The organism is Haloarcula regularis, from assembly GCF_029338315.1.
Classification (GTDB): domain Archaea; phylum Halobacteriota; class Halobacteria; order Halobacteriales; family Haloarculaceae; genus Haloarcula; species Haloarcula regularis.
The window spans coordinates 1,717,210-1,736,998 of record NZ_CP119794.1; the positions used below are offsets into that span (position 1 = coordinate 1,717,210).

At 57.6% G+C, this 19,789-nt stretch carries 13 protein-coding genes and 3 pseudogenes; 9 read left to right on the forward strand and 7 right to left on the reverse strand.

Going from position 1 to position 19,789, the window contains the following annotated elements; translation table 11 throughout:
• Positions 1-98 precede the first annotated feature (98 nt).
• The 3 genes and pseudogenes from P1N55_RS09330 to P1N55_RS09340 all read left to right on the forward strand — a co-directional run bounded on the left by P1N55_RS09330 (position 99) and on the right by P1N55_RS09340 (position 2,696).
• Positions 99-689: a nucleotidyltransferase domain-containing protein gene (locus P1N55_RS09330; protein ID WP_276278622.1), complete on the forward strand. Its 591-nt coding sequence runs from the start codon at positions 99-101 to the stop codon at positions 687-689.
• The gene (locus P1N55_RS09335; protein WP_276278623.1) at positions 679-1,161 is read left to right on the forward strand and encodes a hypothetical protein; all 483 of its coding nucleotides are present in this window, start codon (positions 679-681) and stop codon (positions 1,159-1,161) included. The genes P1N55_RS09330 and P1N55_RS09335 overlap by 11 nt, the downstream gene beginning before the upstream one ends.
• Before the next feature lie 360 nt (positions 1,162-1,521).
• Positions 1,522-2,696: pseudogene (locus P1N55_RS09340) on the forward strand (Fic family protein).
• A gap of 68 nt (positions 2,697-2,764) precedes the next feature.
• Here P1N55_RS09340 and P1N55_RS09350 read toward each other — a convergent pair.
• Positions 2,765-3,037, reverse strand: a pseudogene (locus P1N55_RS09350) (zinc ribbon domain-containing protein); the annotation flags it as partial.
• 323 nt (positions 3,038-3,360) lie between these two features.
• On the opposite strand from P1N55_RS09350, the gene P1N55_RS09355 reads away from it, so the two are divergent.
• Both P1N55_RS09355 and P1N55_RS09360 read left to right on the forward strand, forming a co-directional pair.
• Positions 3,361-3,627, forward strand: coding sequence for an AbrB/MazE/SpoVT family DNA-binding domain-containing protein (locus tag P1N55_RS09355; protein WP_276278627.1), 267 nt, complete (start codon positions 3,361-3,363; stop codon positions 3,625-3,627).
• Complete coding sequence (locus P1N55_RS09360; protein WP_276278628.1) at positions 3,627-3,986, forward strand: type II toxin-antitoxin system PemK/MazF family toxin; 360 nt, start codon at positions 3,627-3,629, stop codon at positions 3,984-3,986. The genes P1N55_RS09355 and P1N55_RS09360 overlap by 1 nt, the downstream gene beginning before the upstream one ends.
• Positions 3,987-4,174: 188 nt before the next feature.
• Here P1N55_RS09360 and P1N55_RS09365 read toward each other — a convergent pair whose 3' ends face one another.
• The 5 genes and pseudogenes from P1N55_RS09365 to P1N55_RS09385 form a co-directional block, all read right to left on the reverse strand.
• Positions 4,175-4,570: a PIN domain-containing protein gene (locus P1N55_RS09365; RefSeq protein WP_276278629.1), complete on the reverse strand. Its 396-nt coding sequence runs from the start codon at positions 4,568-4,570 to the stop codon at positions 4,175-4,177.
• A 3-nt stretch (positions 4,571-4,573) separates the two neighbouring features.
• The gene (locus P1N55_RS09370) at positions 4,574-4,840 is read right to left on the reverse strand and encodes an AbrB/MazE/SpoVT family DNA-binding domain-containing protein (protein ID WP_276278630.1); all 267 of its coding nucleotides are present in this window, start codon (positions 4,838-4,840) and stop codon (positions 4,574-4,576) included.
• 465 nt (positions 4,841-5,305) lie between these two features.
• Positions 5,306-6,148, reverse strand: a complete 843-nt coding sequence (locus tag P1N55_RS09375; RefSeq protein ID WP_276278631.1) for a DNA-binding protein — start codon at positions 6,146-6,148, stop codon at positions 5,306-5,308.
• Positions 6,149-7,451: 1,303 nt separating this feature from the next.
• Positions 7,452-8,135, reverse strand: a complete 684-nt coding sequence (locus tag P1N55_RS09380; protein WP_276278632.1) for a nucleotidyltransferase domain-containing protein — start codon at positions 8,133-8,135, stop codon at positions 7,452-7,454.
• A gap of 53 nt (positions 8,136-8,188) precedes the next feature.
• Positions 8,189-9,489, reverse strand: a pseudogene (locus tag P1N55_RS09385) (RNA-guided endonuclease InsQ/TnpB family protein).
• A gap of 382 nt (positions 9,490-9,871) precedes the next feature.
• On the opposite strand from P1N55_RS09385, the gene P1N55_RS09390 reads away from it, so the two are divergent.
• From P1N55_RS09390 to P1N55_RS09400, 3 genes are all read left to right on the forward strand, one after another.
• The gene (locus tag P1N55_RS09390; RefSeq protein WP_276278633.1) at positions 9,872-10,423 is read left to right on the forward strand and encodes a DUF7342 family protein; all 552 of its coding nucleotides are present in this window, start codon (positions 9,872-9,874) and stop codon (positions 10,421-10,423) included.
• Between the two features lie 17 nt (positions 10,424-10,440).
• Positions 10,441-10,929 (forward strand): hypothetical protein, encoded by a 489-nt coding sequence (locus P1N55_RS19715; protein ID WP_346430018.1) that lies wholly within the window; start codon positions 10,441-10,443, stop codon positions 10,927-10,929.
• 2,201 nt (positions 10,930-13,130) lie between these two features.
• Positions 13,131-15,383, forward strand: coding sequence for a hypothetical protein (locus P1N55_RS09400; protein WP_276278635.1), 2,253 nt, complete (start codon positions 13,131-13,133; stop codon positions 15,381-15,383).
• A 1,100-nt stretch (positions 15,384-16,483) separates the two neighbouring features.
• On the opposite strand, the gene P1N55_RS09405 is transcribed toward P1N55_RS09400, so the two are convergent.
• Positions 16,484-16,714, reverse strand: coding sequence for a hypothetical protein (locus tag P1N55_RS09405; RefSeq protein WP_276278636.1), 231 nt, complete (start codon positions 16,712-16,714; stop codon positions 16,484-16,486).
• A gap of 344 nt (positions 16,715-17,058) precedes the next feature.
• On the opposite strand from P1N55_RS09405, the gene P1N55_RS09410 reads away from it, so the two are divergent.
• Positions 17,059-19,737 (forward strand): choice-of-anchor D domain-containing protein, encoded by a 2,679-nt coding sequence (locus tag P1N55_RS09410; RefSeq protein WP_276278637.1) that lies wholly within the window; start codon positions 17,059-17,061, stop codon positions 19,735-19,737.
• The last annotated feature ends 52 nt before the right edge of the window (positions 19,738-19,789 follow it).

A 19,789-nucleotide genomic window follows, 5' to 3' on the forward strand; every position in this document is an offset into this window, starting at 1 on the left:
GTATTCCTAATAGGAAATATATGCCTAATAGGAAATCGTCAGCGACAATCGCGTTAGATTATCCGTTTCCGACAGAGCGAGTATTTCGATATCAGGCAATGCAAGACGTACTTGGCCTATTGATTGAGGAACCATACGAGGAATTTACGGTGACACAACTTTCTGAAATGATCGACGCCAATCAAGCGACGATTTCGAAAGCGGTGAAACTTCTCAAGGAACTCGGGCCAATTCAGACGTACCGTGAGGGCCGAAAACAGTATGTCAGTATCAACCGTGATCGGTTGACAAAACCAGATCCGATACTTTCGATCCCGCAATCTGAATTCCACAAACCGATTCGAGCGTTCGTTACACGTGTTGAATCGGAGCTCGGTAATTTGGTAGGGATCATTCTTTTCGGAAGTGTCGCCCGTGGTGAAGCCGACCGTGCAAGTGATATCGATATTCTCGTTATCGTTGACGAAGAAAAAACACAAGCACGGCGTCTCGTTCAATCGGTAGTAAGCGATCTCGAAGAGACAAAATTTGATGGGAACCGTTACTCGTTCGAGGCGCTTGTTGAATCTACCGACAGTGCAGCTCGAATCGGGAGCCGACTCCAACAACAGTTCAGCGACGGCATCACACTCGTTGGCTCAGACGAACTTTCCGCGATTCGTATGGAGGTCTTCGCAAATGAAGAATAGTCGTGTCGTCAATGCGCTTGATGCAGCAGACCGAAGCTTCGAGCAGTCACCGGTACAGATCGAAGAGGGACTTGACGTTGAGGATGCTGAATTGGTTCAGCTACGGCGAGCATGTCGGCTGCTTGCAGCAGCATCTCGCCTTCTCAAAGAAGGCTACTACACGGTCGTCATCGAATCGTCGTTCGTAGCGATTGAGCGGACAATTCAATTTCGGCGGATCCATGATGGGGCGATGTCTGCTTCCGAAGTGATCAGTAGCCACCGACGACTTTACCAGCGAGGTTCCGAAGTCGGACTCTATAATGAGGAATTCGGTGAACGCCTCGCCGAGTTGTGGAATCAGAACCGTACCAAGACCTACTACCGTCTTGGTATCGCGACGAAAGCACAGGCCATGGCAATGCAACTTGCAAGAGAACTTCATCAACACCTCGTGGATATGAGTCAGGTCTCACACGAGTGTCTTTGTTAGCGATCGTATTGCCGTGATCGAAGGGTGTACCCCCATTCTTCGATATCAATAGCGGTCGCAGTGATCGTCTTTTCATTGTAGGAACCAATACCTTCGATATTGGGGAGATAAAAGCACGTTGCCAGCGGTTGACGACCACACCAACGGAAATCTACGAGTAAGAGTCGGTCTGTTTCTGAAATGGAGGCTCAACGTTACCCAATATCCGCTTACCCCAGTGAGTTGTATCTCCTACCACCATATGACCTCTTGAAATTCATATACGGTACGTAAATTCATATTTGGCTCAGTTCTACCCCCTATCTATTCATTCGTCACCAGTAGATTGATTTATTTGGGGGTTCTACTGGTTGAGTATGTATGCAACAGTCAGAACTCGATTCTAACGCTCCTGGCGAACTCATCTCATACGGCCGGAAGTCGTACTACAAGCCTGATCCGCTGCCGCCATCCCGAGACCTTGATCTCGGGAACGACTTCTACGAGATGCTCTCAGACGCAACGTTCTGGCTCGGGAAGCTCAGTGGAGTGAGTCTCGAACTCGATTTCCCGCCGGTACTCTACACATCACTCCTCCGTAAGGAAGCCATGGAATCCGCTGAAATCGAAGGCGCTGACGTCGACTACGACGCTCTCTACAGTCTCGAAACACGCTCGTTTGACGCCGGCGAAGACGGGACCAGCGTCGAATCCACGACGGGCCAAAGGAAGGACACCCAGGAAGTCCTCAACTACGAAGACGCTATCGAGGATGGTATCGAGGCACTCAACCAGGGCGAAGACCTGACTGTCGAACGACTGCACGAATTCCACGAGACGCTTCTTACTGGCGTTCCAGACGACCGCGTCGATACCGATACTCTCGGCGCGTACAAGACGAAACCGAACCATATCGGTGACTTCCTCCCACCCGTTCCAAACCAGGTCGACGGCTTGATGGATGCGCTGTTCACTTATTACAGAACAGGCGGGAGCTACCACCCGCTCGTAGACATCGCGCTCTTTCATTACCAATTTGAGACTATCCACCCGTACGGAGACGGGAACGGTCGTCTCGGCCGGCTCCTCATCACGCTCCAGTTGTACGACGCTGGCTATCTCGAACGTCCGAATCTCTACCTCAGTGAATATTTAATCGAAACAAGCCGACGTACGTCGACCGGTTGGAGGCCGTTCGATACGATGGCGAGTGGGAAGCGTGGCTATCGTTCGTTATCGAGGGCATCGCTCGGCAGGCCCACGAGTCCGTCGACCGAACACTCTCGCTAGCCGCCCTCAAGCGTCAGTACGACGTCGATTACGGGGGAAAGTCGTACACGAAGAACCAACTCGCATTGAAGCTCTTCGAACAGCCCTACATTACGAGCAAGACTGTTCAACGGCTCTTCGATGTCAAGCAACCGACGGCGTCGCGAGTAATCAACGATCTCGTCGACGAGGGAGTCCTCGAAGAGGTGACCGGGAAAGGGCGCAATAGGGAATATCGTGCCAGCGAAATTTTTGATATTCTCGAGCAGCCACCGCAGACCTACTGACCACGGTGGGGACGTGCCGGCTGGTGTAGTCTGTCGCTCAAGCTCACCCCTGTGCTACACTACTCGTGTCAGTTACCCACGACTTCAGTCGTGGGCTTGTCAGTGGACTCCCCTTCTACCGTCGAATTGACGGAGGCATGGTGATCGCCGTTCAGGGTCAGCGTCCCTGACTTGAGCGCACACTGACAGGGTGCGCCTCCACCCGAAGACTTCTGCCCCGAGCGGAGACGTTTGATGAGTTTGCGAGCGATGTTCTTGCTCGCGTTGTAGTCCGCGTTCAGTTCGTACTCACACTTCTGACACACGAACTGGTGTTTCGACCGCCTGTTGTTCTCGTGCGTGAGTAGTGGCAGTTGTACAGGCGATCCGGCCGTTCGTATGCGATGAGTGCTCTGTGTCCCATTGGTCATGCGGGAAATGTGCCTCGCACCCGTCAGGGGCAAGAAAATATGGCTCTGTTGAAACCATCACTCACTGGCCATACCGTCGTGCGAGATATAGAGGTTGTACGGAGCAACTCATCGCTCAGTGTTCCGTGTCGGTAAACCTGAACGTGCTGAGAAGAGACGTGCGCGGTTCCGCAGTTCGATCTGTACCGGTCAGGGCTCGGACAGACTGTCTTCCGCCCGAAGGACTTATGAATATGAATATGACATGAATATGTATGGGTAAAGGCGAACGCCGGAAGATCGGGGAGCGAGGCCAAGTGACGATCCCCAAAGAGCTGCGAGAACGGTTCGGAATCAAGGGAGGAGACGACGTCGTGATTCACGAAGAGGCGGGCAAGATCATTATCGAACGATCGACCACCCGTGAGGAGTTGGCTGAGGGGTACCGCCAACGTGCCCAGCGAACCAGCGAGCTCGCTGACGAACTGGAGGACGTCTCGACGGAGGCTAATGAACACCTCGGCGATGCACCAGAGTGGTGATGGCTCCGTCTGTCCGTCGAGGGGATGTCGTTATCGTCGAACTCGATCCAGCGCAGGGATCCGAACAACGGGGAACGCGACCGTGTCTCGTCGTACAGAACAACGTCGGAAATGCAAACGCACCGACAACGATCGTTGTTCCGTTCACCACCTCGTTCGGTGAGCAGCGCTACCCATTCGAAGTGCTCGTCCCAGCCGAGGAATGTGCGCTTCGCGAAGACTCAGTCGCGCTCTGTAGCCAAATTCGAACTATCTCTATCGAGCACCGCATCACCGAGAACCTCGGCTCGATTCCGCAAGAGCGGATAGACGAGGTCGATACCGCACTCGAGTACAGTCTCGGTCTCACCGAAATCTGAGAGGGATCAACGAATGGTTTCGTGCTTTCCTACGTCATAGATTTCTCACCGAACGAATGACGGAGTCCCAGTACGCTCGTGGGACGGTAGTGAACGGACCTGACCTCCTGGCGCTCTGAACCGTAGCCGCTACGAATCGGTTGGATCGTATCCACTGAATTGGGCTATGTGTTCAGCCGCGGTTCTCATCACTCTGAAGGTTCCAGCGATATGCGGTCTAGACCGACGGTGTCGTAGTCCTGTTCGGTCGAAATGACTCGCTCTTCACCGGTTGTGATGAGTCCAGCGTGGAGTGCATCGAACGGGGTGAGATCGTACTCGTCGAGGAACGCTGCGGCGGCCAGAACCGCGTCCTCGTGTGCTTCCGGCACAATGGGAACCAGTTCGAGCAGGTTGGTAATCGCCCGCGGCGCATCGATTTCATACTCGGCTGCCTCACGGTCGTAGAACAACACCAGCACCTCGGCATAGGCGAGTATCGAGGTATGTATGTCATCGTGTTCTTCGAGGGTCTGGATTGCGGCGTCTTGGAGCCAGTCGTCGTCCTTCAACAGTGCGGTGAGAAAGTCAGTTTCGACGTACACAACTTACGCCTCGCCATCCTGTGCCCGATCGTTCGCTTCCTCTCGAACCTCTCGTGAGACTGCCTCCCGTGCTTCAGCTTTCAACTCGTCGCCCTCTGTCTCTGCAAATGCATCGCCAACGGCCGCTCGAAGGCCCTCTAGCGGATCCTCGTCGACCGGGAAGAGTGCGACGTGGCTCGGGAGTTCGACGATACGATACCGGTCACCGAACCGTTCGCGGACGTCCTTCGGGAGGTAGATCCGTCCTCGTTCGTCTGTCGTCTTCGACATGACGTCTGCAATTTGAGTACGGGAAAGAATAAAACTATTCCCGTAAGTATAGCATATTTCCCGTCTATTTTGCGTCCTACACCCCTACCAACCCTCCAGCGCATACATTGCTTGACCTGTACTGGCCACTGGCAATTCATTCTGACCGGCGATCTGGCATACTGACTTGCGCCCTGAGTCTTGTGTGGATTGCGTTGGGCCTTGTCGGATTCCTCCCACGGCTGAAGCCGTGGGCTTCCTCCTTGCAAATCTGTGAACCGCCTCGGGGTCAAGCCCCGAGGCACTCGGCCTGCTCCGCCTGTAGATGTTCGAGATACCCCGACAGAGCCTGCGTAGAATCAGAGCGGACTGGCGCGCGATGAATCGGCGCGACCGCGACGAGAACGCGCGAGGGGCGTCCGAGCGGAGCGAGGACGACGGCTGGGGAGGGAATGGAGCGTAAAAAAAGAAGACCGCCCGCTCGGCCTACAACCGTTCGCGCTCGGGGAACTCGATTCGGCTCCAGCCCGTCAGTGCAACCGAAACACGGCCTTCGTACCAGCTCTTTTCGACCCCTCGCAGCCGCACCCACTCACCTTCTCGAACCATCTTCATGTCCGATTTCGCCCAGGACGTGAACTTCGTCCGTCCTGTCTCGTCTTCGATGAGGCCAACCTGAGAGATGGCTGGCGACGTTGGTTCCCAGAGGACCGTAACGTGCCCTTCGAGACACACCTCGCTTCGATTCACGTCCCCGAGTGCCCCGATTGGGACGACTGTCCCCGGCGCGTTCCACTCTGCTTCGGTCACCGAGACCGACGCCTCCAGGATATCCGCCCCATCTGCCAGCCGCCGTGCGAGGCGCTTCGAGAGTGCCGCCGTCGTCGTTCCCGTTCGGACCCGATCGTGTATCCGCTTGGCCTGGCGATTCACCGTCGCCAGTTCGTCCCGAGAGAGGTCGCTTCTCGGATCATCCTTCGCTGCGCCCGCCCACGGATCTACGCTCGCCGCTCGCTTTGCAAACCGCCGTCGTCGTGCCTCGTTCGTTCGCTCGACGTCGGCCCTCGTCCGTGCCTCTCGGTCCGAGTCTGCTCGGTAGTCCCACCGGTTTCGCGTTCGCGAAATCTCCCAGTCGCGTGCCGCCAGTCGCTCCTCTGCCTCGAGCGTCAGTCCCCGTCCAGCCGCCTCATAATGATTCGTATCGACGTTGCCCTGGATCTCCTGTTCGACCGACCGCCGCAGCTCCGGCGTCTCCTCAACGCTGACCGCTTCTTCGACTGCCTGTTCATCGTGCGAATCTTCATATCGGAGTGCATTCTCTATACTCATTGCTGTTAACCTGAAGGCACCCATCCAGCGTCTTCCACTTTCACGACTTCCCAGTCGTGACTATCATCACCGTCCGACAACATCTCGCGCGCTGTCCGCGCCTTCACGCGCCCGGCAGGGCGCGGGCAGCGCGCGCCTTCGACGAGAAACAACCAGCCCCGCGCGACCGGTCAGTCCGCCCGAGCGGCCAGTTTCAAGCCGGTTTCCGGGCTGAAGTGCGCGGCGCGACGCGCCGCGGGGTCTTCGAGCGGCGTGCCGCGAGAAGCACGAAGACCGAAACCGCACTTGATACTGGCGTCTCGAAAGAGCGAGCGAGGAACGAACAGCGAACGCGTTCGCTGTGAGTGATGCGGGCGTCGGCCGGGCGAGCGGGACGGGCCAGACAATCACCCACACAACCACATGCTGGTGAGTCGAAAGGGCAACCGCTCGACGAACCACGACGGCGCCCCACAAACGCGTGGCGTACTCGTATGAGATGATTGAACTCGTCCGTGATAGTTTCCTGATCACAAGGATTCGAAGCGCGCACAGGAATCGCGGGAGTAACCGGACGAGGGGGATTCTCGATCCGTATACGAGTGGGAGTCCAGATGGGATAGACTCCCGAAATAGCTAGTTCACAGACCCGGGGTGATTTTCGAAGCAAGCCGTCAGAGAGTCAGGAGCCGCCCTCTCAAAGCGGGAAGTCCTTATTCCAATGCACAGTATCGGTCTTAGCGAACGGAGTAAGCCACCGATGATGCCAGTCGCGCACAATTCGTGTCTGCACGCGGCACATTGGCCACCCTTCTCACCTAAGGGGATGAGTCACAGACACATTCATGTCGTACACCGACGAGACTGACGGCTAACGTATGGATTCTGTTTGCGAGTCTCACCATCGTTTCCGCACGTTCTCGTGTCGCTTTTCCATCCTGGTAGTACGTCTGCGCACGATTTTCGGTCCAGAGATCGTCGAGTCTGTCGGCAGTTTCGGCACTGATGAACCCGACCGCCGCACTGCGTTTGATAGCTGTCGTGTGTGACTGTGGCGGATTCGCGGGGTCCTGATGACCCTCTGTGATAAGCCAGAACATGAACGTCTTCTCTATTGAGGTGAATGCGGACTCGATAGCGAGGGTATAGTAACCGTCTTTCAGAAGCAGGCGCCCACCAGCGAGAGACCGACACGCCTTCCGGAGTTGTACGAGTCCAGCATCGGAAACATCCAATCCGTCCTCTGTCACCTGCCCGCCACGCCGGAATGCTCTTTCAGCATCTGAAAGCAGTGGCTCAATATCATCAGAATCGAGTGGCACGCTCACGTCCCTCCGTCAGCGGTCTGGTATGCGGCGTCCCGTATTTCGCGAAGCCGATCGTTCTGAAGCAAGACGATGCCCTCATCGAAGATCTCTTTCAGATGTTCGCCGCGAGACGTTGCACTATCGGGTGTTTCGACCAAGACTTCGAACTGATAGCGATCACCATCGAACGGTCGCTCTTCTAACTCTCGTGCGATTTTCGTCCCCAGACGGCGACCGTCCGTGCCGTCACCATCGACAACGACGAAGAGGTCTATGTCACTACTCCGGTCGGCATCACCACGGGCGACGCTGCCGAAGAGAACGACGCCGACGATAGCAGTCACTGCATCTGCTGTGTCAACCCGATCGCGGAGTTCCTCAAGGAATTCGTTGACAGGCGTTCTGAATTGTTGCTGTGGGATTGCGAACAGGGGGTCCGTTCCTTCGAGGTGATCCTGGTCAATATGGATTTGCGACGGGACACCGTCTTCGACGGTTATGAGGCCAGATTTCTCGAGTAGATCGACCGCTCGGGAAATGGAGGAGACGTCTGCTCCCGTCATCGTCGCCAGCTCCTGTTGTGAAAAGGCCTCGAACGGGTTGTTGACGAGGTGGTGGAGAATGTCTTGCATCGCTTGATACCGGAAGATCCGCTCGTCAGGAAGTGGAAAATCGAGACACACTCGAACATCTTCTTGCATATTGTGCAAATAATTGCGTAACGTGCAAAAGCATTACGCAGTGCGTCAGACCGTCAGTTACCCACGACTGAAGTCGTAGGCTTGTCAGTGGACTCCCCTTCTACCGTCGAATTGACGGAGGCATGGTGATCGCCGTTCAAGGTCAGCGTCCCTGACTTGAGCGCACACTGACAGGGTGCGCCTCCACCCGAAGACTTCTGCCCCGAGCGGAGACGTTTGATGAGTTTGCGAGCGATGTTCTTGCTCGCGTTGTAGTCCGCGTTCAGTTCGTACTCACACTTCTGACACACGAACTGGTGTTTCGACTGCCTGTTGTTCTCGTGCGTGAATCCACACGAGGAACACCGCTGAGACGTGTACGAAGGACTTACCTGCTCAACCTCGATACCGACCATCTCGGCTTTGTATTCGACGTACTGGTAGAGGCGTCGGAACGCCCATGTGTGGAATCGCTTTGCACCACCCATCCGCTTGCGAATGTCGGTCAGATTCTCGAACGCGATGTGCGTACAGTCGTGGTCGCGAGCCTCGTCGAGAACCTGGTTTGAGGCGCGGTGCAATTCGTTTTGCATCCAGCGGTGTTCGCGGTCTTTCATCGACTTGATCGACAAGTGCGCCGACCGCGTGCCTGCTGCTTGCATCGAGCCGCGAGTTCTCTCAAACTCTCGGCGTCGGTGGTTCATCTCGTCGGCGTTCCCAATGAACGCCCCGTCGAAGTCACGGCGAGCGAACCGTCCACGTTCAGGTCAACGCCAAGGACTGTTCTGTGCTTGGCGTCTTCAGAAGTAGTCGTGGACGGCTCTTGTCCGCGTTCAGTTCGGCGCATCCGCGCGTGGAGGTAAAACGACTCCGTCGAGCGGTCGTACTGCAACGTAGACATACGGAACTCGTAGTCCTCGTTCAGCAGGTACTCACCAATCGGTGTCCCCTCGACGTCGCCGGGGACCACGTAGTCGCACTCAACACGACCGTTCACCGTTGAGAGCGATACGCGGTCGCGGTAGAACGTCGCAGAGCGTTTGTCGTAGATGACGCTCCACGCATCGAAGTGCGGTTGACTGGTGTTGTCGCCTTTCTTGAGTCGGGCGACACCGCTTTTCGTGGCCTCGATAGCGCGTCGAATCCCCTTCTGTACGAGGTTCGCGGTCAACTCCGTTTCGTTGCGGAGTTGATCGTAGAGGGCGGTCTCGGCCTTCTGTTTCGAGGTTATGCAGTAGTCGTTCGGGTGCCTCCACGCCCACTCTGAGGTGGTGTTCGCGCAGTGGAGGAACTGGTCTTTGGTCTGATGGAGGTCGTCGCACCGCTCGTCGGGTACGTCAAGTTTGATTTTGACAGTGCGAAGTGCGTCCCCCATCCGTGTTTCACATTTTAGTCTACGTTTTTATATATGCCACGACTATCGTTGGGGAGTTCGCCTGCGATCACTCGTGGATTGCGTTGGGCCTTGTCGGATTCCTCCCACGGCTGAAGCCGTGGGCTTCCTCCTTGCACATCTGTGACTGGAAGACCCGACGACAGATATCGTGAACTTCGAGCCGGCAGTGTTCGGCGTCAATGCCGGAACAGCGACATCACCATGTAAAATCAAGCGCAGTATGGCGGTTCATCACGGGTCTTGTGTCGGTTTCGCATTTCAACGTCCGGACGCCATCGATCGTGATGTGCTCTCAATTATGCGAGAGGGTGCAAACATATATGTGAATTGGGTCCGAACACTGATACAAGAGGTGCCACGCATGTCCGAATCTCCGCGAGATGGGATCCAATCGTGGACTGAGTCGATGAGCGCCCGCGACCGTATTCGAGCGGTCGCCGAGACGCTTCGCGAACCGCGCTCCGTCAACTGGATCAGCGAACAGGCCGACGCCGCCTGGAGTACGACCAACGAGGAACTCCAGGATCTTGTCGACCAGGGCCAGCTGCGTCGCGTCGAGGCCGGCGAGACGACGCGCTACCAGCCGGACTATACCCGACTGCTCTTCGAGGAGATTCGGACGCTCATCGAGGAGAACACCCGCGAGGAGCTTCGCAACGAATTGGCCGCGATCACCGAGGAGATCGAGGAGTGGCAGGCGACCTACGGCGTCGAGACATGGGAGGAGCTCGAACAGTCGCTCGCCGACGGTGACCTCACAAGTGCCGAACTCCGCGACCGCCGCGATGCTATCGCGTTCTGGCTCGAGAACGAAGAAGATCGCCGCCTTATCAAGCACGCGCTGGAACTCTACTCCGACGTCGAAGCCGCTCGCGAACAACTGACTGCTGTGACTGACCGCGCCACGAGCTAATCCTCTTCTCTCACAATATGATCTTTCTCGCTGGTCGCGACCGCTATACACAGCGGACCCTCCTCCGCGACGTTCACGACCGATTGACGAACCAGCCAGGGTGTGAGGACGTACGCTATCGCCCGTCTCGACGCCGACCTCGATACGTCATCGCGGATGTCGATCCGACCGCGTTTCTGAGTAACCCCTACGACACGGAGACCGCACGACTGGAGATTCGCTTCTGGTATCCATCCGGCGTTGACCACGAATACTACCGTATCAACTGGGTCGAACCGGCCCGAAACCTGATGCTTGGCTTCCATCAGGACGCCGACCATCCGGATCTGGGACCCTGTCACATCCAGCTCACTTACAAAGACACGCCGGTCGATCGGCATAGCGCGACATTTCTCGATGCGCATCCACTCGCCGCCCTCGATGACCGACTACAGCAGTTCCCGGCGGTGGTAGAGGCGATTCGCTGGGAGAATGGGACGCCCTCGCTTCCTACCTGGCCGGTCTGAACAGCGAGTTCCTCGAGCGTCTTGTGATGCGTCCGGACGGTCGTTGGCGTGACGTTCCCCGACTCAGTGACGTCATGTTGTGCCACTCATTTCCCTGTTCTTTGCCCTGGAGAGACAAGCAACCGCGGATCCAGCCGGATGACCCCCGTTGTCATGCCGCACCCCTCAGTTTGCTCCGCGACCGTTCGGGCCCGCTGTCGGATCTCGTCGGGGCACTCGAGGTCCGAGGCGAGACACGTAACTGCTTGGGGAGACGGGCTCATTGGGAGCCAGAACCAGGAAATAGACACTCACCATTCGTGGGGGCCAAACAACGACATATTTCCGGATAATTCACCACTTCTCGCAATCCAATCGATCCGAGATCTAGTTGATTCATCAGAGCCGGTGAGAGAGTCCGGGAGTGAACAGCCAGAGAGTCTCGTCCATACCGGCTGGCCGACCGACTGTGGGTGGGACTGAAAGGGGCGGCTGGCTCCGGGAAGGCGGACGACGTCGCCGAAAGGCGCGGAGCGTCTTTCGAGATGCTGAAAATCGCCGTTGGCGATTTCAGATCACAAGCACCGCAACAGAGTGAGGAGCGCAGCGAGGCCCCCGACCGGAGCCAGCCGGGGCTTTCTGGTTCTCTGAACCAATCGTTGCGACAGAATCACGCTCCTCTAGACCGTCTCAACCCTCAGCCCCAGAATACCTCCGTACTTCCGTGTGCCAGATTTCGCCAGGATAGGAGCGCTTATCCGAGCACCTGGCATCGAGTGGGCAACGACAATCGATGGCCCGTTCCCCACCGACAGACACTACCCTACCAGTCCCAGCCGAGGAAACACACCCATACATTCGAATTCAGCCCGCCAACGAGCACCTCGATCCGAGTGTCGTGGAGTCACAGATGCGTCGACTGCATCGGATTGCGCCGACGTCGAACGATGGCTGGCTCGCACGCCGCTTCGACGAGACGCAGCCACCGACAGTCGAGTGGCTTCTCGTCGGCGACGAATCGGGACTGACCTATTACGTCACGATAGACCAGATAGAGAGACTGGATGCACTAGAGCGCACGCTCAGAGGGCTCTTTCCAGATTCCTATGCGTTCGAGCGAGTGCACGAGCGAAGACAGACACTCCTGCAGGGCGTGACCACACCAGCAGCAGACAGACCGACTGTGGCCGTCGAGTATGGACGCCAGACGACACGCCACAGCGATTGGCAGACGAGGCTCACGCCGCTCGAGTCCTTCTACGAAGACACCCAGTCGGATCGCGTCCCGCTCGCTGGAGTGGTCGAGACCATCGCGAACAGTCCGCTACCGATCGCACTGCAGGTACTCATCCGACCAAAAGCCGACTGGTCGGCCGATCTGGCTGAACGCCAACTCGCCATCGAAGCAGGAGAGGATACACTCGGTGGGGAGCTGACGAACGCGCTCTTTGGCCAACCTGCCGAAGAAGACGTAATACTCACGCGGGACGAAAAGCACCGACTGGCAGAACTCGACGAGCGAGACGCGCGCTACTCCTTCGAAGTGAACGCCAGAGCAGTCGTTGGTGCCGACGTTCGATCAACGCCAGACGCAACGGGACAGATGCCCGAACAAATCGCGACGCAGCTGACGACGGCGTTCACACACGTCTCGAAGACGACCTACGAGATCGACGGGCGTGTCGTGACTGGCACAGCGGCCGACGAGATCAGCCGCGACCTCGAGGAGGCGACGTTCAAGCGTGAGAAGACACGGGTCACAGATCGGGTGCCGTGGTCAACCACCCAGCAACCGGTGCTGGTCGCGGATGCCACCGAACTCGGGAGTCTCTGCATACTGGATGGTGCAGGCCTCACGGCCGCAGGGCGACGGTGTGTGGATGCGACGCCGGCTGACCGCCAGCCGATCGAGCACCCGCCCGAACGCCAGCTCATGCGGTATCGAGAGGGGCTCCCGATCGGCTATCCGCTCACACAGGATCGGACGCCAGCCACCGAGCCGATATCACTCCCACCGGAGTTGCAGTCGCTACACCTTGCCTGGTTCGGGAAGACGGGGTCGGGGAAATCGACGAGTCTCATCAACGCCATCCTCGACAATCACGCGGCCACAGCGGGCGCTGACATCCTCATCGACCCGAAAGGCGATGGAATGCCCATCGAGTACATGCAGGCGCACTACGAGCGCTTTGGCAGCCTCGAGAACGTCCGCTATTTCGATTGTGCCGAGCTGCTACCCGCCCTCTCGTTTCGATATCCGCGACGAACTCGACCGTGGAATCTCGCGGACGTCGGCCGTCGAAGACCGGGTCGATCACTACATCGAGATACTCATCCAGCTCATGGGCCGCGAGCGTTTCGAGCAGGCCGTTCGCTCGCCGGACATCATCCGCTACATGACGAAGGCCATGTTCGACCCGGTCAGTGGATCGGATGCCTTCAGCCATCGCGATTTGCATGGCGCGATCCAGGAGATGCACGACCGGAATACCGCGCCACCGGTCTCCGATGCGGATCTCGAACGGATGCTCGCCGGGGTCGTCGCCAACCGAGCGCGAACCTTCGACGAGATCATGCAGGGGGTGGCAAATCGTATCGAGAAAGTACCCGTCAATCCCCGGTTAGCGCGAATCTTCAATCACGTCCCCGACCTGAGCGATGCGAACGACGACCCACACTTCGACCTCGTCGACTATCTGGACGACGACGTCGTCATCATCTTCGATACGGGCCGGCTTCGAAGTGAGTCCCAACGTGCCCTTGCGCTGTTGCTCCTCTCGAACCTCTGGTCGGCGCTCAAACGTCGCGCCCGCTCGACGCAGGGCGATGAATCGGCCGAAGCAACGGCTGATGAGAGTGCCCCGGATGCTGTACAGACAGGGGAAGATGGGGCCACGGACCGACCGCTCGTCAACGTCTACATCGAGGAGGTCGCGAGCATTGCGGTCTCGTCGCTGCTGTCGGACCTCCTCTCCCAGTCCCGAAGTTTCGATTGCTCGCTCACGCTTGCGATGCAGTTCCCCGCACAACTGCGAGAAACCAGCGAGCGAGCGTATCGCGAAGTCCTGAACAACGTCTCGACCATCGTTTCGGGGAACGTCGCCGTCGATGAGCAACTCGCAAGACGGCTGGCAACTGAGGAGATGGATGTTCGAACGGTTGGCAACCGGCTTCGCGCCCTCCGACGTGGCCAGTGGTTCGTCTCGCTTCCGGCAAAGTTCGACGAGGACGAACCACAGCCATTTCTGGCCCGATCGCTCGCACCACCACAGGGCCATCCTGCGGCGACGACGGTATCCCGACGCCGTGGCTTCGAACGCGCGCTCGAGCGCACGCAGGCACGAATGGAGGAGACGACAGCGCTCCGACTCACCGAACCGAGTACGGTCGAGGAGACTGACAAGGAGGATGCAGAGACGCCTAACCGCGTCGACAGCGCATTGCCCTACACCAATCGATTGCCGCCGACGGTCACCTACGACGCCTCGATTCACGGCCTCGCCTGTACGGCATGTGAGAGCCGCTACGATCCAGACAGCAACGGAATGCAGCGGGCCATCGAATGTTGCTCGGCCCTTTCGGAGGTCGACCCCGACGACGTGCCCATCTGTGAGGTGAACCTCAAACTCACGCCGGAGGAGCGTACGGAGACTGGCTATAGCGATACCCAGCTCTTGTTCGTCCAGGCGGTCTACAACGCCCAGCAACTGCGCTACACCCCACCAGAATACGACCTCTTACACGACAGCATGCTTCGCCTCCAGGAGTATCTCGACATCGAGAGCGAGGCGATTCAGGACCTCCTCGACGATGGCATCCTCAGCCACGATACCGACCGCCCCCATCGCCTGTATACGGTCACGCCCGAGGGTCGCAGTCTCATCGGCGAGCACTATCGCAAGGGTGTCGATTACGGCCATGGCAAGGGCGACCTCGAGGAGACGAGCCAGCACGTCCTCGCCGTCGAAGTAGGCCGGCGATATCTCGAGACACACTATCAGAATGACGACGACTCCCCGGTCGTCGACGTCATCCCGTATTTCGAACTCGACGAGCGTGATCGGACCGTCGTCTCTGCGGCGAGTGCTATGGGCTCCAACGAAGACGAGTTGGCAGAAGCCGCGAGCGAATACGACCGCCATCGGATCGACGCCGTCGGGCTCGATGCCGAGGGTCGCGTCGTCGTCACGCTCGAAGCAGAGCGCATCAATCACGACCTGCGCCGTGCCGTGCCCGAAGACTTCGATAAGATGGCCGTCTGTGATCCCGACGAAGCGATCTGGGTGACGATGTCCCATTCCGAGGCCCATCGCGTCTTGCAAGCGTTGAACGACCCACTCGAGGGAGAGCCCCGAGTCGAGAAGACCTATTCCGAGAGTACGCCTGCCAGTGAGTTCCGTATCGACACCCCGGGGTGTACGTCGATGTACACCGTCGAACAGGTCCGGGATATGGTCGACGAACACGCGATGTGAGGTGCAATCGATCGAGCAGTCTGCTGATCTCAGTATCGCGTTTTGGCACTCGTACTGGGATCTGATCGGCCCAGGGTGTATTCACCACATCTGCTCGGTGCGTAGCACTCACCAGCAGCCCTCCACCGAGATGAGAGAGCGCGCTGTGGCCTTATTCGAATCCTTCTCAGACGGTATTGCTTGCGACGGTCGCTTCGCCGTCACAAGCAAGGCGGCTGAAGTTCGCCCATCTGATACCGTAGGCTGTGAAGAAGTGGGCAACCGAATCACCGCTTCGACCGCCCGAGAGTATAGACGATTCCATTCCGACAGAGAGGCGTCACTCTCGAGAGATCTCCATGAGGTGCTGAATCCGGACAGTACAACCCCGTATTTCTGACGCACTGTCTTGAGACAGCGAGTGAACGGCCCCATTGGTGCCCGCAGCAACGCACTGTCGACCCAACCTTGGAAATCCGCCCCGCCTAGGGGTGGGTGAGAGTGAGAAAACACGACTAGTGTGAGGGTATCTGAGAGCGCAAAGCGGATAGATAGCAATGTGGCGATGCCCTGGAATGCAGCCATCGGCACCTGTAGGCTCTCTCGAGGATGTTGAGGATTTCTTACCCGAACCCCACGGTGCGTGGAAATAGATAGGTAGCGGACAATTCGCTCAAAGCGACCCTCCAACCTTGGCACCGTCTGTGGGTTTTCCTATCCTTGGATACTATTGACTATCCGTGAGAAACGATAGATGTTGAATCAGTATGCGCGCCCTCGCCGTCGACACCCCCTCTCGCCGTTCCCTTCCGGGGACACACTTTGTCTCGCCCAGCGCTTAGCGCCCAACCCTTGTCTGCTAATATTCACAGTACTACTAGCGGCCCTTTTCGAGAGAGTTGGGGTCACCAGACGTTCACTTCGCTTCCCCGGGCTACGCACGAGAGGTTCGCAAGTGCTCTCGAAAGAGCGGTCGGTAACGAAGGACGCAGGAATACTCGCCCAGCACTACCTCATCGATTCTGACTCGGACTATTCGAGATTATCGAGTGGATTGATGCGAGCGAGAGACACCACACGCATCAGGATAGACCGATCCAGGTTCTTCTTCCGCACACGGGCTAGTAGTCTTTCTCGTGAGAACGGAACTCCTCGAGCGTATAGTGCAACCCAAGAACGAGCACCGGTGTCAATATCAGCCACAACAGGTACTCGCCCCACATCTCCCCGAACGCGTTGATCTGAATCGACACTGACTCGCCGTTGATGAACGCGAAGTACCAGAGATTGAGCATGAAGAAGCTCAATGAGAACGCTTCGAAAATGGCGATAATCGCCAGCAGTCGTTTCATCACAGGCCAATTACGAAGTAGCGATAATTTGTTAGAGAGGCACTTCAGGAAATCCAGTCGATCCTACTGCAAACAGTTAGCCTAATTGAGAGAATATCCGATGGTGTAAGCGTCGAGAGGCCACCAATCCGGAGTGAGAATCAGCCACAGATTTATCAAAATCTCTGATATGATGGAAAGTTTCTTAACGGAACCAATTTACAATAAAACCAAGAATGAGTGTGGGTAAGCAGGGCTTAACAGTCACGGTTACGGCCCTCGTTGTTATCAGTATGGTTTTTTCAGGGGTTGGGCTTGGCGCAAGTCAAGATAGCACTAACCCATCCGCTATCTCGGACACCGATGTGTTCGAAGTGAGCGATGGGGGACAGATCATGGCGTGGGAACGAGCCGCGTTCCCTCTCAGAGCCGATAACACGGGATCGGCCACGCAAGTGCCGAAGCCAACGATCTATGGCGAGGAACTTGATGGTGACTCATTTACGTCCGACGATGATGGAACAAATTCAAAATCGTTAGTTCGTGACTTCGGGAACGAGCGGAATCCATTCGGCGTTCATCAGGATGGCTCGGATGTCTCGATCACGTTCGATGAGAGTTACGCAAATAGTGGCTCAACGCTGGACGGTCAACAGCGGGTGGAGTTCGTCGCCGCACGAATCAAGACCAACGATGGGAACGGTGTGCCGACGACGTCGTCCGAGGCTCTCGATCTGTTCTCGAGTGTCCAGACGGCTAACGACGAGGCATCCTTCGAGATGATCCTCGACTCGGATGACGACAACATCAAATCACTCGACTCCACTGGTGCGAAGACCGTGCAGTCGAGCTTCAGTGAGGGCCATTACGTCATAATGGCCGCCGTACACGCAAAAGACGAGAACGGACTCGAAGTCGGAGAGGACGGCCGTGAGGCAGACGATATTTCGGTCGACGGCGATGTGACGATCATCGGCGTGGACATGGTCACTGTCCAGAAAGATAGCGCAACGGTAACGAAACCATCGGACACGCGCGTGGGTGCGAATCTAACGTTCGATGTCGACACCACGAATGCGTTCGATAGCAGCAAGGACGGCCAGATTACCCACGCCGTCGCACTCTACAAAAAGTCGACGTTCGAGAATGCTCGCTTCGATACGGTCGTCGACAAATCGGCGCTCGGAACCGGGTTCACCGAAAGTGAGGATATGCAGCTCGAACACTCGATCAAGGACCTCAATGGCGTGGCCCGCGTCGAGGACGGCACGACACTGAATCAACAGAGTCTCTCTGACGGCAAAATCAGCCGCCCGGTGAGTGCCGCCTCGGCGATCGATTTCTTCGCTGACGACGTCGGGGCCAACGACCCCAACACGCATGCGATCACAAATGGTGGCGCAAGTAACGAGGAGTACGAGACTATCGACGCCTCGGTAACGGCCGTGAACGGCGAGAGTCGGTCGGTCAGTCTCAACGTCGACACGCTGGACGACTTCTCGGCTGGGACCTACCAGTACGTCGTCGTCTCGAAGGTCGACAACAACGACTCCCAGATGAGTACGACGACCGGGACGATCACGCTCAGCCAACCCGAGGCCGGCATCAGTCCGAGCACCGAGAAACTCGACTTCGGTGCGGCCAGTGCAACGACGGATGGGTCGAACACAGTCACGAAATCGGTCACCATCGAAAGCGTCGGCAGTAGTTCGCTCAAGCTCGGGACAATCGAGGTCGTCGGTGCCGATTCAGACCAGTTCGAAATCACGAAAAGTGCCAGTGGCTCGATCGAACCGGGAGATACGCGGACCATCGAGGTCGAATTTGCACCGACGGAACGGGGCAAACAGACGGCAGGGCTTTCGATCCAGTCCACCGACGCAGATCGGTCGCCGCTCAATATCAGCCTGACCGGCACCGGTGAGGCCTCACAACTCTCGGTCCAGAGCACTACACCCGTCGAACTCTCGGCCAACCCAGACGGGACTGACTCGGGAACGATTAGGATAAAGAACACTGGAAACGCGGATCTGACAACCAGTGCGTCCGGGTTGGCGTCGCCGTTCAGTATCACGAGCGGTTCAATCCCGGATCTCGCACCGGGAGAGACGGCCGACATCACTATCGAGTACGCGCCCAGCGAGATCGGGACAGATTCGGCTTCGTTGACGCTCTCGACTAACAATCCGTTCGGGTCATCCCGAAGTGTCAGGGTCGCTGGAACGGCTACTGGTCCGAAAGTCAGTCTCTCGGTTGCCTCCGGGGACACGGTCACGTTCGGCGACGTCGCAGTCCAGCAGACGGCGACGCGGAGTGTCGTCGTCTCGAACGACGGAACGGAATCACTGTCGATCAACTCGATCTCGGCAAGTGGGGACTTCAGTGTCGTTAGTAACGTCCCGGACAGTCTCGCTCCAGATGCCTCGACGGTGGTCGATATCGAAGCAAAGCCGACCTCAGCAGGCACGCAGACCGGAACGCTGAGTGTCGATACGAGTGCCACGCAGTCGGCTGTGACCCGTGACCTCAGCGTGACGGGGAAAGAAGCCCAGATCTCGCTTTCGACAGCGAATATCGACTTCGAGGAAGTGCCGGCAGGTGCGTCGGACGTCGAACCACTCACGATCTCGAACGACGCGACGGGCAGTACTGCAACTGACCTCACAGTCGATGTTGGGTCGTTCAGTGACTCGTCGCCGTTCAGCGTCCAGCAGTCCGGTGAATCGCTGACGATCGAACCAGGGGAGTCCGAGACAATCAACGTCGTGTACGCACCGACGAGTGAGACGTCTTCCTCGTCCTCGTTCGACCTGAGCACGAACGATTACGACGACCAGACGGAACCTGTCGGCGTTTCGGGAACCGGCGTCGCTCCGGCGTTCGTCGTCACTGACGCCTCGCCGATCTCGTTCGGCCCGATCGCGCAGTCGGACACCCAGACCAAGACGCTGACTCTCGAGAACAAAGGGAGTGCGACGCTGACGAACTTCCGAGTCGCCGGTGTCGGTTCCGACTACTCCGTGCAGGAGTGCCAGCGTCGATAGATCCCGGCCAGACAGCGACGTTCCAGGTGACGTTCAGTCCAGACAATCTTGG

What these genes read in the sequence shown, in the direction of transcription:
- P1N55_RS09335 (WP_276278623.1), top strand. Translation starts at nt 679, where the DNA reads ATGAAGAATAGTCGTGTCGTCAATGCGCTTGATGCAGCAGACCGAAGC.
- P1N55_RS09405 (WP_276278636.1), bottom strand. Translation starts at nt 16,714, where the DNA reads ATGAAACGACTGCTGGCGATTATCGCCATTTTCGAAGCGTTCTCATTG.
- P1N55_RS09370 (WP_276278630.1), bottom strand. Translation starts at nt 4,840, where the DNA reads ATGTCGAAGACGACAGACGAACGAGGACGGATCTACCTCCCGAAGGAC.
- P1N55_RS09375 (WP_276278631.1), bottom strand. Translation starts at nt 6,148, where the DNA reads ATGAGTATAGAGAATGCACTCCGATATGAAGATTCGCACGATGAACAG.
- P1N55_RS09330 (WP_276278622.1), top strand. Translation starts at nt 99, where the DNA reads ATGCAAGACGTACTTGGCCTATTGATTGAGGAACCATACGAGGAATTT.
- P1N55_RS09360 (WP_276278628.1), top strand. Translation starts at nt 3,627, where the DNA reads ATGGCTCCGTCTGTCCGTCGAGGGGATGTCGTTATCGTCGAACTCGAT.
- P1N55_RS09390 (WP_276278633.1), top strand. Translation starts at nt 9,872, where the DNA reads ATGTCCGAATCTCCGCGAGATGGGATCCAATCGTGGACTGAGTCGATG.
- P1N55_RS09355 (WP_276278627.1), top strand. Translation starts at nt 3,361, where the DNA reads ATGGGTAAAGGCGAACGCCGGAAGATCGGGGAGCGAGGCCAAGTGACG.
- P1N55_RS19715 (WP_346430018.1), top strand. Translation starts at nt 10,441, where the DNA reads ATGATCTTTCTCGCTGGTCGCGACCGCTATACACAGCGGACCCTCCTC.
- P1N55_RS09380 (WP_276278632.1), bottom strand. Translation starts at nt 8,135, where the DNA reads ATGCAAGAAGATGTTCGAGTGTGTCTCGATTTTCCACTTCCTGACGAG.